The organism is Pectobacterium brasiliense, assembly GCF_013449685.1.
GTDB classification, from domain to species: Bacteria; Pseudomonadota; Gammaproteobacteria; order Enterobacterales; family Enterobacteriaceae; genus Pectobacterium; species Pectobacterium brasiliense_A.
This window is the reverse complement of sequence record NZ_JACDSF010000001.1, coordinates 11,655-27,990: the sequence shown is the minus strand read 5'-3', so window position 1 is coordinate 27,990 and position 16,336 is coordinate 11,655. Positions and strand designations below refer to the sequence as shown.

Here is a 16,336-nt window from a genome sequence, read left to right as displayed (position 1 = left end):
AGAACCATCCTAACCAATAGGGAATATAACAATGAAAGTTAAATTACTAGCTCTGGCAGTTACCTCATTAATTAGCGTGAATGCAATGGCGGTAACCATCGATTACCGTCATGAAATGAAAGATACCCCGAAAAATGATCACCGCGATCGTTTGTCAATGTCACACCGTTTTGCCAATGGTTTTGGTTTATCTGTTGAAGCAAAATGGAGACAATCTGGTAAAGACACCACGCCAAATAAACCCTTTAATGAAACCGTCAGCAACGGTACGGAAGTGGTTGCCAGCTATGTTTATAATTTCAACAAAACGTTTTCTTTAGAACCAGGTTTTTCTTTAGATTCAAGCTCTACGTCTAACAACTATCGTCCTTATCTGCGCGGTAAAGTCAATATTACCGATGACCTGTCCACCTCACTGCGCTACCGCCCATACTATAAGCGTAACAGCGGCAATATCGGAGGAGCGAACACATCGGAAAACGGATATAACTTAACCGCAGTTGTTAGCTATAAGTTCCTGAAAGATTTCCAGGTTGATTACGAGCTGGACTACAAAAAAACCAATAAAGCTGGCGCTATCATTCATGATAATGAAACATATAACTTCGATCATGATGTAAAATTGTCTTATAAATTGGATAAAAACTGGAAGCCTTATATGGCTATTGGTAACGTAGCTGACGACTCCAATAAAGATACCGACCATCGTCAAACTCGTTACCGTGTGGGTGTGCAATACAGCTTCTAATAACGGCCTTATTGTTTAAATAAGCGTTATAAGTTGGCAAAAGGGATGTTAGTGTTAATTGACTCACTTAATTTTATCATTAACGTCCCTTTATTATTATGTCCGTTGTAGGTTAAGCAAGTTAGTTACGTTTCATTGTTACATGTGGTGTCGTTAAATGCGTTTTAGCTGTTGAAATTGCTGTGTCTGATTTACCCTCTTCGTGTATGAATGTTATTTCTTTATTAAAGTTTGCGGTTCAGGGTAGTCATTTTTTCTCCGATGTGATGGCTACCCTATTTTTTTTTACCATCGCCCAACAATTTCCCTCCTCCTTCCCTTTGTCAGGTGATCTATCATGATTGTTCGTTCTCTGCTTGTCGGGGCCATTATGATGTCTGTAAATGGATTAAGTCACGCCCAACCTGTTTTTCCTGTCTGGCCACACGGCGAAGCGCCAGGTGCCTCTTCTTCAACGGTACAGCCGCAAGTGGTCGAGCGGAGCAAAGATCCCTCTCTTCCCGATCGGGCAGCAACTGGGATTCGCAGCCCCGAAATTACCGTTTATCCGGCAGAGAAGTCCAATGGTATGGCGTTACTCATTACGCCTGGCGGTTCTTACCAGCGCGTCGTGTTGGATAAGGAAGGTAGCGATCTGGCACCGTTCTTTAATCAACAGGGCTACACCCTTTTCGTGATGACCTATCGCATGCCTGGTGAAGACCATAAAGAAGGCGCTGACGCCCCGTTAGCTGATGCCCAACGTGCAATCAGAACCCTGAGAGCCAACGCAGAGAAGTGGCACATAAACCCACAGCGTATCGGTATTATGGGATTCTCCGCAGGTGGTCATGTTGCTGCCAGCCTGGGGACCCGATTCGCCCAGTCTGTTTACCCCGCAACGGATGCCATTGATAGCGTAAGCGCACGCCCTGATTTCATGGTGCTGATGTACCCCGTTATTTCAATGCAGGCGAATATTGCGCATGCAGGTTCGCGCAAACAGTTAATCGGCGAGCAGCCGACGGAAGCGCAGGTGCTGCGTTATTCTCCGGAGAAGCAGGTTACCGCTCAGACGCCCCCCACGTTTCTGGTGCATGCCGTTGACGACCCGTCAGTATCGGTTGATAACAGTCTAGTGATGTTCAGCGCGCTGCGGGAAAAACAGATTCCCGTCGAAATGCATCTGTTTGAAAAAGGGAAACACGGTTTCGGCCTGCGCGGTACCAAAGGGCTTCCAGCGGCTGCCTGGCCTCAGTTGCTGGACAATTGGCTGCGTGTTTTACCGGTAAGTAACGAACCGTCGAAATAAATCGTTACGCCGTCACTACTTCCGCAGACAGGGATAATCTCTTATACTGTATAAAATAACAGTTTTATTTGAGAAGTTTCATGACTGCGGAAGGACACCTGCTGTTTTCTGTTGCCTGCGCGATTCTGGCTAAGAAAGTTGAGCTATCGCCAGCACTGGCTACTGGAGACTGGTGGCACATTATTCCCGGTGCGCTCCTTACCGCGCTGCTGCCCGATATTGATCACCCTAAATCCGTCCTCGGGCAGCGCCTGAAATGGCTTTCTTCGCCCATTGCCCGCCTCTTTGGTCATCGTGGGTTTACGCACAGCCTCCTTGCCATCGCCGCCGGTATTTTCTTTATTCAGACGCGCCTGCCGCCAGACTGGCTGATTCCGACCGATGCCTACCATGCCATGATCGTCGGTTATCTGAGCCACATTCTCGCGGATATGCTGACGCCCTCTGGCGTTCCTCTGCTCTGGCCCTGTCGCTGGCGTTTCCGCTTGCCGATTTTAAACAGCCAAAAAGGCAATCAATTGGAACGCTTTCTGTGTCTTGCCTGTATCGGTTTTTCGCTGTATCAGCCACAAAAGAATCTGGATTGCTGCACCTATGAGCAGTCGTTTCGCTTTTTACAGTCCGCGCAAACCTACCTCTTTCAATACGTGAAGTAACAGCGTTACTTACCGTCAGACATATCCCTGTAACATGATGGCAAAAGACCTGCTATCCTGTGCGCGTTTGTTATTTTTCATCGCAAAAAATCACGCTACCTCCGCCGATCTGCATTATCGCGCGAGATTGTAGGCAGCGTGACGCGACTCACTAATAGGGAGCAAAGCCGGATGAATTTTCCGCTACTCATAAATATTCTGCTATTTGTCGTATTACTGCTCGGATTAGGTTACGCCAGCCGTAACCCATCCTGGAGTCTGGCAAAGAAAGTGTTGCTGGGTTTGGTTGTCGGGGTACTATTTGGTCTGGCACTGCATCTGATTTATGGTGGTGACAACCCGGTTGTTAAGCAGTCCATTTCATGGTTTAACATCGTGGGTAATGGCTATGTGCAGCTGTTACAGATGATCGTCATGCCGCTGGTCTTTATCTCCATCCTCAATTCCGTTGCCAAGCTGCATAATGCCTCATCATTAGGGAAAATCAGCGTACTGACACTTTCTACCCTGTTGATCACCACGCTGATTTCCGCGTTGGTCGGTGTTTTTGTGACTAACCTGTTTGGCCTGACGGCAACCGGACTGGTGCAAGGTGCGCAAGAAACCGCGCGATTAACGGCGATTGAAAGCAACTATGCTGGAAAAGTCGCTGACCTTAACGTGCCTCAGCTTATCCTATCATTCATTCCTAAAAACCCGTTTGCTGAGCTGACCGGCGCGAACCCGACGTCTATCATCAGCGTCGTCGTCTTCGCCGCATTCCTTGGCGTTGCGGCGTTACAGCTGCTGAAAGATGACGCGGTCAAAGGCGAACGCGTTTTAACCGCCATTGACACGCTGCAATCCTGGATAATGAAGCTCGTTCGTCTGGTGATGAAGTTGACCCCCTACGGCGTCATGGCGCTGATGACCAAAATGGTCGCCAGTTCTAACCTGCAAGACATCCTCAAGCTGGGCAGCTTCGTTGTCGCGTCCTATCTGGGACTGGCGATGATGTTCGGCGTCCATGCGCTGATCCTGTCGTTCACAGGCATCAATCCGGCTCGTTTTTATCGCAAAGTCTGGCCTGTCCTAACGTTCGCGTTTACCAGTCGTTCCAGCGCGGCGACGATTCCACTCAGCATTGAGGCGCAAACGCGCCGTATTGGCGTACCGCAATCTATCGCCAGCTTTGCCGCCTCTTTCGGCACGACAATCGGTCAGAACGGCTGTGCGGGGCTTTACCCAGCAATGCTGGCCGTGATGGTCGCGCCAACAGTTGGCATCAACCCGTTGGAGCCTGTCTGGATCGCGACGCTGGTCGGTATCGTCACCATCAGTTCTGCTGGCGTAGCCGGTGTGGGCGGCGGTGCCACCTTTGCCGCATTAATCGTTCTGCCCGCGATGGGGTTGCCGGTAACGCTTGTCGCGTTGCTCATCTCCATTGAGCCGCTGATCGACATGGGCCGTACCGCACTTAACGTCAGCGGATCTATGACCGCCGGTACCGCCACCAGCCAGTTGATGAAGCAGACGGACAAAACGGTTTTCAACGCACAGGATGACGCTGAGTTGACGCACCGCTAAGCCACACTTGCTGCACAAAAGAAAACGCCGACGGCTTGATGCTATCGGCGTTTTTTTATGACGGACCGTTGCTGCACAACGTTGAAAAACGGTCCCTACATTTTTTATGACACTTTTCTAATAACGATATCGTGCCATCGGGCTAGTTAGCGCTGCGGGTTAGTATCGTAAGCCTGGCAGCTCTGGAAGCCTTTATTGAGAACATGGCCCATTTCGTTGTAGCTAACGAAATAGTTCTGCGCTGTGCCATCACGGTTTTTCAGCAGATAATCGCTACAGGTGCCTTTGGCATTTACCAGACGTTTTTCTACTCCGCTACCTGCAAGTTGATGAACCTGCTGCTTCGTCATTCCCACTTTCACATCTTTCACCACAGGCTCATTGACATAGCTTTCTGCCTTGTTATAAGCCGAACATCCCGCCAGCATGACAGCACCAGTTGCCGCAATACATATCAGTAATCTGTTATTCTTCATCTCATCACCTCATTATTAATGGGTCACCCTAAGGCTAGTCGGCGGCGACCCCTTTTTCAAATCATAACGCAGAGATGTAACCTATTGGCCGATAGTCAAAAACCGGTTATCTATAGGGAAAATGACTACCTGACAGCTTATTCTTTTTCTTCACGCCAATTCGTTTTACACTCAGGGTATCGTAATAATTCTTTTGCAGTATCAATAAGTTCAAGAGGGGATGGCATGTCATTACAAAACGACATTATCACTGCGCTGGGAGTGAAAAGTAGCATCGATCCAGCACAGGAAATCCGTGTTAGCGTTGATTTTTTAAAGAATTATCTGAATGCTCACCCGTTCGTTACGTCGTTAGTTTTGGGTATTAGCGGCGGTCAGGACTCTACGCTGACCGGTAAACTGTGCCAGACGGCTATCACGGAATTACGTAATGAGACCGGAAATTCTCGCTATCAGTTCATCGCCGTTCGGCTGCCTTACGGCGTGCAGGCGGATGAAGCCGACTGTCAGGATGCCATCGCGTTTATCCAACCAGACCGCGTACTAACCGTCAATATCAAGCCGGCGATTGAAGCCAGTGAAGCCACCTTGCGCGCCATTGGCGTGGAGCTTTCCGATTTTGTAAAAGGCAACGAGAAAGCCAGAGAACGCATGAAAGCGCAGTACAGCATCGCAGGCATGAATGCTGGGCTTGTCGTTGGCACCGATCATGCAGCAGAGGCGGTAACGGGTTTTTTCACCAAATACGGTGATGGCGGTACAGATATCAACCCGATTTTCCGGTTGAATAAGCGTCAGGGCAAAGCGCTGCTGCGCGAACTTGGCTGCCCTTCTCATCTTTATACCAAAGCCCCTACCGCCGATCTGGAAGAAGACCGCCCGTCTCTCCCAGATGAAGTCGCGCTGGGTGTGACCTATGAAAAGATCGACGATTATCTGGAAGGCAAGCAGGTTGAAGCTAAGGATGCGGCCATCATCGAAAACTGGTATCGCAAAACTGAACACAAGCGTCGTCCGCCGATTACCGTTTTTGATGACTTCTGGCGATAAACCATCGTGATGAGCAAACCAGATGAAGATAACGGCGTCTGGTTTGCTTTTAGTTTCTTCTGCACAGACTTCATGACCAGGTATGAATATGACACCACAGCGCGCCACACTCACGGGCTTACTGGCGATCGTTTTATGGAGCACATCCGTCGGGCTTATCCGTAGCCTGACAGAAGCACTCGGCCCCATCGGCGGTGCGGCGATGATTTACTCCACCAGCACGCTATGTCTATTGGCCTTTTACGGTTTTCCCCGCATTAAGACGCTGCCCAGAGTCTATTTATTCGCAGGCGGCGCGATGTTTGTCTGCTACGAGATATTTCTGTCGCTGTCCATCGGGCTAGCGGATAGCCGCATGCAGGCGATAGAAATAGGGATGATTAACTATTTATGGCCCAGTTTGACCGTGTTCTTTTCTCTTTTTATCAATCAGCAGAAAAGTCGTTTCCTGCTCTGGCCCGGTCTTGCACTCTCGCTGGGCGGCATCGTGTGGATTATGGAAGGAGAAAGCGACTGGACACCAGAACTGCTGTGGAACAACATCTTAGCTAACCCGTTGGCCTACAGCCTGGCGTTTTCTGCGGCCCTGACCTGGGCGCTCTACTGCAACATCACCAGGCGTTACGGACAGGGTAAAAGCGGCGTCTCGCTGTTCTTTTTCGTCGCCTCATTCCTACTCTGGGTTCAGTATGCCTTCAGTGCCGAAGGGGCGATTTCATTAACCTTACCCAGTTCGCTGCAACTGCTATTTATGGGCACATCGACCGCATTAGCCTATTCCGTCTGGAATATCGGTATTCAGCATGGCAACCTGACGTTGCTGGCAACCGCCTCTTATTTCACGCCCGTGCTTTCTACACTATTGGCCGCGCTCTGGCTCAATATCACGCCCGCTATATCATTCTGGCAAGGTGTCGTCATGGTCACAGCAGGTTCGCTACTCTGCTGGTATGCGACACGCTCATCCCCGAGCTGACAGGTTGGTTCGGTCAGGCCTGATTACGACCTTCCTCGGCGAGGGGCCTCCTCGCCTTTTTCCCTCTGCTTTACTACATAGATGTGACTTCAGTGGTTCCCCTTGCAATAAATTGCATTTAAAATACATCTATTATGATTTCATCAGGACATGACGCACATGGCGAGAAAACCCCTGGGAAAATACCGACAGCGGGAGATCCGTACCGTTGGATTGATGATCGAGCTGTATGAAAAGCATCATCCTGAAACCGGCGATAACGCGCAGCATAAAGACTTATTCAACTACGCCATCAAGCGTCTGGAACGCTGTCAATTCGGTGAAGATAAACCCGCGTGTAAACATTGCCCCATTCACTGCTATCAACCCGCCCGACGTGAGGCGATCAAAGCGATTATGCGCTGGTCGGGGCCGCGGATGTTGTTGCGTCACCCGATTCTGGCAATACGCCATTTAATTGACGATCATCGGCCAGTGCCGGACTATCCGAAGAAAGAGACAGCGCCAAAAACGCCAAATGGACGAGCAACGCGTTTAGCCTCGCAGCATATGGCACCAGCAGATACCGAATCGACGTCGAAATAGGCAAAATGAGGCGAGTAAGATAGGAAAAGGCCGCTTGCGCGGCCTTTTTGGGTGACACTGTTACTCTTTGGGAGAGGCGTTCTCTACCCTGCTTTTTAGCTTTTGCCCCGGACGGAACGTGACCACACGGCGCGCCGTAATCGGAATATCTTCGCCAGTTTTTGGGTTACGTCCCGGACGTTGGTTCTTGTCTCGCAAATCAAAATTGCCAAAACCTGACAACTTGACCTGCTCGCCATTTTCCAAAGCGCGACGAACTTCTTCAAAAAACAGCTCGACTAGCTCTTTGGCATCCCGTTTGCTCAGCCCGAGCTTCTCAAACAGGTATTCTGACATTTCAGCTTTAGTAAGCGCCATAGGTTCAATCCCTCAAGGATGCTTGGAATCGCTGTTTTAATGCTGCTACGCATTCTGCAACGGTAGCGGCAATTTCCTCTTCTGCCAGTGTACGCGTGGTATCTTGCAGGGTCAGACTGATAGCCAGACTCTTATAACCTTCCGCTACGCCCTTCCCTCGGTACACATCGAATAAGTTTACGCCAACTAACTGATTTGCGCCAACTTTCTTACACTCAGCCACAATATCGCCCGCAGGAACATTTTCAGCGACCACAACGGCGATATCGCGACGGTTCGCTGGGAAGCGGGAAACCTCGTTCGCCTCAGGCAATACGCGATCTGCGACCTTATCCCATAACAATTCGAACACCACGGTGCGCCCGTTAAGATCCAACTTGCGCTCCAGTTCTGGGTGAATAACGCCAATAAATCCAATGCGTTCTCCGCACAGATAAATAGCAGCACTTTGTCCTGGATGCAATGCCGGATTATTTTCGGCCTTGAACTCAATCTCAGACAACTTGCCCGTCAATGCCAGTACCGCTTCCAAATCGCCTTTTAAATCATAGAAGTCAACGGCCTGACGCGCCAGATCCCAATGCTCTTCATAACGCGTGCCAGTAATCACACCCGCCAGCATCAGATCTTGACGAATCCCCAGGTCAGCACGGGTGTCCGGTACAAAACGGAGACCGCTTTCAAACAGGCGCAGGCGGCTTTGTTGACGGTTTTGGTTATACACCGCCGCGCTCAGCAAGCCGCTCCACAGCGATAAACGCATCACCGACATCTCTGCGGAAATCGGGCTCGGCAGGCTCAGCGACGCTTCATTAGGGTGGATTAATCCCTGAATTTTCGGGTCAACAAAACTGTAAGTAATTGCTTCCTGGTAGCCGTGATCGACTAATAATGTCTTCACGCGCTTCAATGACAGTGACGCTTCGCGATGCGAGGTCATAATCAACGGAGCCTGGGTCGGAATATTCGGAATATTGTTGTAGCCGTAAATACGCGCGACTTCTTCAACCAGATCTTCTTCAATTTCCATGTCGAAGCGCCAGCTCGGTGCCGTCGCCTGCCAACCTGCATCGGTTTTCGCGACGTTACAACCCAAACGCTGCAGAATATCGCTCACCTGCTCATCGGCAATCACATGGCCAATCAGGCGATCCAATTTCTCACGGCGCAGCGTAATCGTTGCACGAGTTGGCAAATCTGCCTCGCTAGTCACATCAACGACCGGACCCGCTTCGCCACCACAGATATCGATCAGCAGGCGAGTCGCACGCTCAATGGCTTTGTGCTGTAACGCCGGATCGACGCCACGCTCGTAGCGGTGAGACGCATCGGTGTGCAAACCGTGACGACGTGCGCGTCCGGTAATCGACAGCGGATTGAAGTAAGCGCATTCCAGCAGAACATTTTGCGTTTCTTCATTGACGCCAGAATGCTCGCCGCCAAAGATACCACCCATCGCCAGCGCACTCTGCTGGTCAGCGATAACCAGCGTATCCGCGTTCAGCTTCGCTTCGTTACCATCCAGCAGCGTCAGCGTTTCGCCTTCTGTCGCCATACGCACGATAATGCCGCCGTTGAGGCGATCAAGATCGAATGCGTGCATTGGTTGACCGAGCTCCAGCAGAACGTAGTTCGTTACATCAACCACCGGATCGATAGAACGAATACCGCAGCGGCGCAGCTTTTCGCGCATCCACAGTGGCGTTGCCGTCTTAACGTTGATGCCTTTCACCACACGGCCTAAGTAACGCGGACATGCCTGCGGCGCATCGACCTGAATCGGGAAGGTATCCTGAATCGTCGCAGCAACGGGCTCAATAGTCGGTTCATTCAACGCCAGTTGATTCAACACAGCCACATCACGTGCCACACCGATAATGCCTAAGCAATCAGCACGGTTTGGCGTCACGCTGATTTCAATCGCGTTGTCATCCAGCTTCAGGTACTCACGAATATCCGTGCCAATCGGCGCGTCTGCTGGCAGTTCAATGATGCCATCGTGGTCGTCGGAAATACCTAACTCGGAAAATGAGCACAGCATGCCTTCAGACGGTTCACCACGCAACTTGGCGGCTTTAATTTTGAAATCGCCCGGCAAGACGGCACCGACCGTCGCCACCGCCACTTTCAGGCCCTGACGGCAGTTCGGCGCGCCACAGACGATGTCCAGCAGGCGCTCGCCGCCGACATTGATTTTCGTCACACGCAGTTTGTCTGCGTTCGGGTGCTGCCCACATTCAACCACTTCACCAACAAACACGCCGTGGAATGCGCCAGCAACAGGCTCAACGCCATCCACTTCCAGCCCTGCCATCGTGATCTGTTCAGATAGCGTTTCACTGTCAACCGCTGGGTTTACCCACTCGCGTAACCAGAGTTCACTGAATTTCATGATGTATACCCGCCTTACTTAAACTGTTTGAGGAAACGCAGATCGTTTTCGAAGAATGCACGCAGATCGGTCACGCCATAGCGCAGCATCGTCAGACGCTCCATGCCCATACCGAACGCGAAACCGGAATACACTTCTGGGTCGATACCGACATTACGCAGGACGTTCGGGTGCACCATACCGCAGCCCAGGACTTCCAGCCATTTGCCGTTTTTACCCATCACATCCACTTCAGCAGACGGTTCGGTAAACGGGAAATAAGACGGACGGAAGCGAACCTGCAAATCTTCCTCAAAGAAATTACGCAGGAAATCATGCAACGTGCCTTTCAGGTTGGTGAAACTGATGTCTTTATCGACGATCAATCCTTCCATCTGATGGAACATCGGCGTGTGGGTCTGATCGTAATCGTTACGATAAACGCGACCTGGCGCGATGATACGGATAGGCGGTTGCTGCTTTTCCATGGTACGAATCTGAACGCCAGACGTCTGTGTACGCAGCAGGCGTGTCGCATCAAACCAGAACGTGTCGTGGTCAGCACGCGCAGGGTGGTGCCCTGGAATATTTAGCGCATCAAAGTTGTGATAATCGTCTTCGATTTCTGGCCCGGTTACCACGGAAAAGCCCAGCTCGCCGAAGAAGGTTTCGATACGATCGATGGTACGGGTCACCGGATGCAAGCCACCATTTTCAATGGTGCGGCCCGGCAGGGAAACATCAATGGTTTCTTGCGCCAGACGCGCATTTAACTCAGCGGATTCCAGCATGTGCTTACGGGCATTCAGCGCGTCCTGAACGTCTTGTTTAGCTTGGTTAATGACAGCACCAGCCGCAGGGCGCTCTTCAGCCGGCAACTCGCGCAGCGAGGTCATCTGAAGGGTTAAGTGACCTTTTTTGCCCAGATATTCGACACGCACATTTTCCAGTGCGGCAACATCCTGAGCCTCTTCTATAGCTGTTCTGGCTTTGGCAACCAGCTCTGCGAGATGTGGCATTGTGTTCCTCTTTTTCTGCCTATGTGGCCAACGGTCATGATTGAAGAATGTCGTTTTAATCAAAACGATAAATGTTACTAAAAACAAGAGTAAAAACCGATTATTGTAAACAAAAAAGCCTCCCTATGGGGAGGCTTAAGCGCTACTTTTCGTTTCTTTTCTTACGCGCAAAGCCCCCTGAATTCAGGCGCTAAAGTAAAAAAAGAAACGGAAAATAGCAGCGTTCATACTTGCGTTACCTTTGTCTTATAAATAATAAAAACGAAAAGTGTAGAGCTCGACGAAAAGAGGGAGCCAAAGCTCCCTCTTTCAACTGACTTACGCCAGTGCTGCTTTCGCTTTTTCGACCAGCGCGCTGAACGCTAACTTATCGAATACTGCGATATCAGCCAGAATCTTACGGTCAATTTCAACAGAAGCTTTTTTCAGGCCGTTGATGAATTTGCTGTAAGACAAACCGTTTTGACGAGCTGCCGCATTGATACGTGCAATCCACAGCTGACGGAATTGACGTTTACGTTGACGACGGTCGCGGTAAGCGTATTGACCAGCTTTGATTACTGCCTGGAAGGCAACACGATAAACACGCGAACGGGCACCGTAGTAACCTTTCGCTTGTTTCAATATTTTCTTGTGACGTGCACGGGCAACTACACCACGTTTTACGCGAGCCATATGCTCTCTCCTAAAGTCTTATTCTGAATTAAAAAAAGGTTACTTATGCGTACGGCAGACATGCGATAACAAGACCCAGATCCCCTTTGGAGACCAGACCTTTTGGACGCAGGTGACGTTTACGCTTAGTTGACTTTTTGGTCAGAATATGACGCAGGTTAGCATGCTTACGCTTAAAGCCACCGCTTGCGGTTTTTTTAAAGCGTTTAGCGGCGCCACGTACTGTTTTGATCTTTGGCATTGTTATTTCCACTTCGCATTGTTAATAAAACGAATCAGATAAGGCGAACAAAGCCGTACAACACAGAGGTTGTACGGTCTTGCTACTTGAATGCCTTACTGTTTCTTCTTCGGTGCTAGCACCATGATCATCTGACGGCCTTCGATCTTCGTTGGGAAGGATTCGACCACTGCCAGTTCACTCAGATCGTCACGAACGCGGTTAAGCACTTCCATACCAATCTGTTGATGCGCCATTTCACGACCGCGGAAACGCAGTGTGATTTTAGCTTTGTCACCATCTTCAAGAAAGCGAATCAGGTTGCGTAGTTTGACCTGATAGTCGCCATCATCGGTACCAGGTCGGAATTTAATTTCCTTGACCTGAATAACTTTTTGTTTTTTCTTCTGTTCCTTTGTAGCTTTACTCTTCTCATAAAGGAACTTGCCGTAATCCATAATTCGGCAAACCGGCGGCTCGGCGTTCGGACTGATTTCAACTAAATCAACACCTGCTTCTTCGGCTTTTTCTAATGCTTCATTTAGACTTACGATGCCCAGCTGTTCGCCTTCGACGCCTGATAGACGTACCTCGTGTGCGCGAATCTCTCTGTTGATGCGATTAGGACGCGCCGGTTGAACTCGTTTTCCGCCTTTAATACTTATACCTCCAATTGATGAAGACTACGGCTGCGAATCTCTTGTTGCAGCTTACTGATGACTTCACTGACATCCATGCTCCCCAGGTCTTTACCACGACGAGTGCGGACAGCAACTTTTCCTGCCTCGACTTCTTTGTCGCCACAAACCAGCATATAGGGAACACGGCGTAAAGTGTGTTCGCGGATTTTAAAGCCTATCTTCTCATTTCTCAAGTCTGCTTTTACACGAATGCCCGCTTCTTGCAGTTTTCGGGTCAATTCGTTGACATAATCAGACTGGCTATCAGTGATATTTATAATCACCGCTTGAACCGGGGCTAACCAGGTCGGGAAGAAACCGGCGAATTCTTCGGTCAGAATACCGATGAAACGCTCCATTGATCCCAAAATAGCCCGGTGAATCATAACCGGCACCTGACGCTCGTTGCTTTCGCCAACGTAAGACGCGTTCAGACGGCCCGGTAATGAAAAGTCGAGTTGCACCGTACCACACTGCCACGCACGATCCAAACAGTCATGCAGGGTAAATTCAATTTTTGGGCCGTAGAACGCCCCTTCACCCGCCTGATAGGCGAATTCGATGTTATTTTCAGTCAACGCAGCCGCCAAATCGGCTTCAGCGCGATCCCACATCTCATCGCTACCAATGCGTTTTTCAGGACGCGTAGACAGTTTCACCACGATTTTTTCAAAACCGAAGGTGCTGTACATGTCATACACCATCTTGATGCAGCTATTCACTTCATCACGAACCTGCTCTTCCGTACAGAAGATGTGCGCATCATCCTGAGTGAAGCCGCGTACACGCATTAAGCCATGCAGAGAACCTGACGGTTCATTACGGTGACAGCTACCGAACTCAGCCATACGCAGCGGCAGATCGCGGTATGATTTCAATCCCTGATTGAAAATCTGTACGTGGCCTGGGCAGTTCATTGGCTTGATGCAGTATTCACGGTTTTCTGATGACGTCGTGAACATCGCTTCTTTGTAGTTTTCCCAGTGACCGGTTTTTTCCCACATCACGCGATCCATCATGAATGGACCTTTTACTTCCTGATACTGGTACGACTTCAGCTTCATGCGCACAAATGCTTCCAGCTCGCGGAAGATCGTCCAGCCGTCGTTGTGCCAGAACACCATACCTGGCGCTTCTTCCTGCATATGGTACAGGTCAAGCTGTTTGCCGATCTTACGGTGGTCACGCTTAGACGCTTCTTCAAGACGTTGCAAATAAGAAGCCAGTTGCTTTTTATCTGCCCATGCAGTGCCGTAAATGCGTTGCAGCATTTTGTTTTTGCTGTCACCACGCCAGTAAGCACCGGACGTTTTCTGCAATTTGAAATGGTGGCAGAAACGCATATTCGGTACGTGCGGACCACGGCACATATCGATGTATTCTTCATGGTGATACAGACCCGGACGATCATCACGACTGATGTTCTCATCCAGAATCGCCATTTTGTAAGTCTCACCGCGTGCAGCGAACGCATCACGCGCTTCTTGCCAACTGACTTTTTTCTTAATGACGTCATAGTCAGTGTCAGCAAGCTCATGCATACGCTTTTCGAGCAGCTCAATGTCTTCCTGAGTCAGGGTACGGTCGATATCAACGTCATAGTAAAAACCGTTATCGATAACAGGACCAATCGCCATTTTGGTATCTGGCCACAGTTGCTTAATTGCATGGCCCAATAGGTGCGCACAGGAGTGGCGAATAATTTCCAGACCGGCTTCATCTTTAGCGGTGATGATAGCTAACTGCGCATCGGTATCGATCTTATCGCTGGCGTCAACCAACTCGCCATTGACACGTCCTGCGATACAGGCTTTTGCCAGACCGGGACCAATATCAAGTGCAACATCGAGGGGAGAAACGGCGTGGTCGTAATGACGCTGACTTCCATCAGGAAGGGTGATAACTGGCATTATAATTCCCTTATTTACAGTGGTGAGCCACACGAAAGCTCACATGCAAAAAATCGTATATCAATTGAAAATCAAAAGTGTTAACCATGCTATTTCTCTTTACTCTGTGAAATATATACACATGATGCGAACACTAAAGGTGCGCATTAGCGTGACATGGATAACGTCGGGGCAATAATACACCTTATAAGTAGTGTGTTAAAGCCAGATAGTGGCCTGTTCATCTTTGCATCGTGATGAACAGGCTACGGGGGTTACTGTGTCTGCACCGACTTCATCGCTGCATTATTTTTGCGGGAGAATCGGAAGCCAAGCCAAATAACGGCAATCCAGAACGGAATTAAGATGACCGAAATGCGAATTCCTGGCGAAAGCAGCATAATCACCAGAATCCCCGCCAGAAACGCCAGACACAGGTAGTTACCCCACGGATACCAGAAGGCTTTAAACGCAGGAACAATGCCCTTCTCTATCATCGCCTGACGAAAACGCAGGTGCGCAAAGCAAATCATGATCCAGTTAATCACCAGCGTCGACACCACCAGCGCCATCAACAGTTCAAAGGCTTTGCCTGGCATCAGATAGTTGATCGCCACGCCGAACGATGTCGCTAATGCTGACAGCACGATAGAACGAACGGGAACACCACGCGCGTTGACCTTCGCGAGAGATTTCGGCGCATTTCCCTGTTTTGCCAAACCGTACAACATCCGGCTATTGCAGTACACGCCGCTGTTATAAACCGATAACGCCGCCGTTAGCACGACGATATTAAGTATGTTTGCCACCATGTTGCTATTCAGAGCATGGAAAATCAGAACAAACGGACTCCCGCCATCGACAACCTTTCCCCACGGATAAAGCGATAACAAAATAGACAGCGCGCCGATATAGAAAATCAGGATGCGATAAACCACCTGATTGGTCGCCTGCGGAATAGAACGCTTCGGATCGGCCGCTTCGGCAGCAGTAATACCCACCAATTCCAAACCGCCGAATGAAAACATGATCACCGCCATCGCCATGATCAATCCGCTTGCGCCATTCGGCATGAATCCGCCATGGATCCATAAGTTACGTACTGTTGCCGTTTCGCCACCATTGCCACTTAGCAGCAGCCAACTGCCGAAGACAATCATCCCAACGATGGCAAGCACTTTGATCAGGGCAAACCAGAATTCCGTTTCCCCAAACATCCGCACATTAACCAGGTTGATAAGATTGATCAGCACAAAAAATATCGCGGCGGACAGCCAGGTTGGCGTTTCAGGCCACCAGTATTGAATATAAATTCCCACGGCCGTCAGTTCAGCCATCCCTACCAGAATAAACATCGCCCAGTAGTTCCAGCCAGCCAAAAAGCCCGCAAAGTCGCCCCAGTACTTATAGGCAAAATGGCTAAACGAACCCGCAACCGGCTCCTCCACCACCATCTCACCCAACTGCCGCATAATCAGAAACGCAATCATTCCGGCAATCGCATAGCCCAATAAAACGGACGGCCCTGCCATTTGGATAGTCTGCGATATCCCTAAAAATAATCCGGTACCAATCGCGCCACCCAGCGCAATCAGTTGAATATGTCGATTCTTTAACCCTCGTTTTAGAACCAATTCCTGTTGATCGTTTGCTATGTTGTTTTGAGCATTTGCCATGTTGTTTTTGTGCTTCCTGTAAAGCCTTCTTCATTTTATAACCATGCCTGCTTACGCCATCAGCATGAAGGATGACGTAAGCAGACAAAGGGATAGGTGTT

The 16,336-nt window shown here is 49.7% G+C and carries 16 protein-coding genes, 1 pseudogene and 1 other annotated feature; of the genes and pseudogenes, 7 read left to right on the top strand and 10 right to left on the bottom strand.

Annotation, left to right across the window (positions count from 1 at the left end):
• Positions 1-31: 31 nt before the first annotated feature.
• From H0248_RS00135 to H0248_RS00120, 4 genes and pseudogenes are all read left to right on the top strand, one after another.
• On the top strand, positions 32-748 hold the full coding sequence (locus H0248_RS00135; protein ID WP_110162952.1) for an oligogalacturonate-specific porin KdgM family protein: 717 nt from the start codon (positions 32-34) through the stop codon (positions 746-748).
• A gap of 337 nt (positions 749-1,085) precedes the next feature.
• Positions 1,086-2,039, top strand: a complete 954-nt coding sequence (gene paeX, locus H0248_RS00130; protein WP_180784223.1) for a pectin acetylesterase PaeX — start codon at positions 1,086-1,088, stop codon at positions 2,037-2,039.
• 80 nt (positions 2,040-2,119) lie between these two features.
• Positions 2,120-2,626: pseudogene (locus tag H0248_RS00125) on the top strand (metal-dependent hydrolase); the annotation flags it as partial.
• 240 nt (positions 2,627-2,866) lie between these two features.
• A complete protein-coding gene (locus tag H0248_RS00120; RefSeq protein ID WP_180784221.1) occupies positions 2,867-4,261 on the top strand; it encodes an L-cystine transporter in 1,395 nt (464 codons plus the stop codon).
• 146 nt (positions 4,262-4,407) lie between these two features.
• Here the strand turns inward: H0248_RS00120 and osmE are convergent, their stop codons facing one another.
• Positions 4,408-4,737 carry an osmotically-inducible lipoprotein OsmE gene (gene osmE, locus H0248_RS00115; RefSeq protein ID WP_180784220.1) on the bottom strand — a complete coding sequence of 110 codons (330 nt, stop codon included), beginning with the start codon at positions 4,735-4,737 and terminating at the stop codon, positions 4,408-4,410.
• 225 nt (positions 4,738-4,962) lie between these two features.
• On the opposite strand from osmE, the gene nadE reads away from it, so the two are divergent.
• From nadE to H0248_RS00100, 3 genes are all read left to right on the top strand, one after another.
• Positions 4,963-5,787 (top strand): ammonia-dependent NAD(+) synthetase, encoded by an 825-nt coding sequence (nadE, locus tag H0248_RS00110; protein ID WP_180784219.1) that lies wholly within the window; start codon positions 4,963-4,965, stop codon positions 5,785-5,787.
• A gap of 88 nt (positions 5,788-5,875) precedes the next feature.
• Complete coding sequence (gene yddG / locus H0248_RS00105; protein ID WP_180784332.1) at positions 5,876-6,763, top strand: aromatic amino acid DMT transporter YddG; 888 nt, start codon at positions 5,876-5,878, stop codon at positions 6,761-6,763.
• A 159-nt stretch (positions 6,764-6,922) separates the two neighbouring features.
• The gene (locus H0248_RS00100; protein WP_180784218.1) at positions 6,923-7,348 is read left to right on the top strand and encodes a nitrous oxide-stimulated promoter family protein; all 426 of its coding nucleotides are present in this window, start codon (positions 6,923-6,925) and stop codon (positions 7,346-7,348) included.
• A 60-nt stretch (positions 7,349-7,408) separates the two neighbouring features.
• Here the strand turns inward: H0248_RS00100 and ihfA are convergent, their stop codons facing one another.
• The 9 genes from ihfA to H0248_RS00055 form a co-directional block, all read right to left on the bottom strand.
• Complete coding sequence (gene ihfA, locus H0248_RS00095) at positions 7,409-7,705, bottom strand: integration host factor subunit alpha (RefSeq protein ID WP_009112984.1); 297 nt, start codon at positions 7,703-7,705, stop codon at positions 7,409-7,411.
• A gap of 4 nt (positions 7,706-7,709) precedes the next feature.
• Positions 7,710-10,097 carry a phenylalanine--tRNA ligase subunit beta gene (pheT, locus tag H0248_RS00090; protein ID WP_180784217.1) on the bottom strand — a complete coding sequence of 796 codons (2,388 nt, stop codon included), beginning with the start codon at positions 10,095-10,097 and terminating at the stop codon, positions 7,710-7,712.
• 14 nt (positions 10,098-10,111) lie between these two features.
• Positions 10,112-11,095: a phenylalanine--tRNA ligase subunit alpha gene (gene pheS / locus H0248_RS00085; protein WP_014915263.1), complete on the bottom strand. Its 984-nt coding sequence runs from the start codon at positions 11,093-11,095 to the stop codon at positions 10,112-10,114.
• A gap of 108 nt (positions 11,096-11,203) precedes the next feature.
• Positions 11,204-11,328, bottom strand: a sequence feature (Phe leader region).
• The gene (pheM, locus tag H0248_RS00080; protein ID WP_106120997.1) at positions 11,279-11,323 is read right to left on the bottom strand and encodes a pheST operon leader peptide PheM; all 45 of its coding nucleotides are present in this window, start codon (positions 11,321-11,323) and stop codon (positions 11,279-11,281) included. Its footprint overlaps the feature before it by 45 nt.
• A gap of 85 nt (positions 11,329-11,413) precedes the next feature.
• Positions 11,414-11,770, bottom strand: a complete 357-nt coding sequence (gene rplT / locus H0248_RS00075; protein ID WP_005968887.1) for a 50S ribosomal protein L20 — start codon at positions 11,768-11,770, stop codon at positions 11,414-11,416.
• Between the two features lie 43 nt (positions 11,771-11,813).
• Entirely contained in the window at positions 11,814-12,011 is a 198-nt protein-coding gene (gene rpmI, locus H0248_RS00070; protein WP_010275699.1) for a 50S ribosomal protein L35, read from the bottom strand.
• A 95-nt stretch (positions 12,012-12,106) separates the two neighbouring features.
• Entirely contained in the window at positions 12,107-12,649 is a 543-nt protein-coding gene (gene infC, locus H0248_RS00065) for a translation initiation factor IF-3 (RefSeq protein ID WP_110162960.1), read from the bottom strand.
• Positions 12,650-12,651: 2 nt separating this feature from the next.
• Positions 12,652-14,580 carry a threonine--tRNA ligase gene (gene thrS / locus H0248_RS00060; protein ID WP_180784216.1) on the bottom strand — a complete coding sequence of 643 codons (1,929 nt, stop codon included), beginning with the start codon at positions 14,578-14,580 and terminating at the stop codon, positions 12,652-12,654.
• 254 nt (positions 14,581-14,834) lie between these two features.
• Entirely contained in the window at positions 14,835-16,235 is a 1,401-nt protein-coding gene (locus H0248_RS00055) for an amino acid permease (RefSeq protein ID WP_039275153.1), read from the bottom strand.
• Positions 16,236-16,336 lie beyond the last annotated feature (101 nt).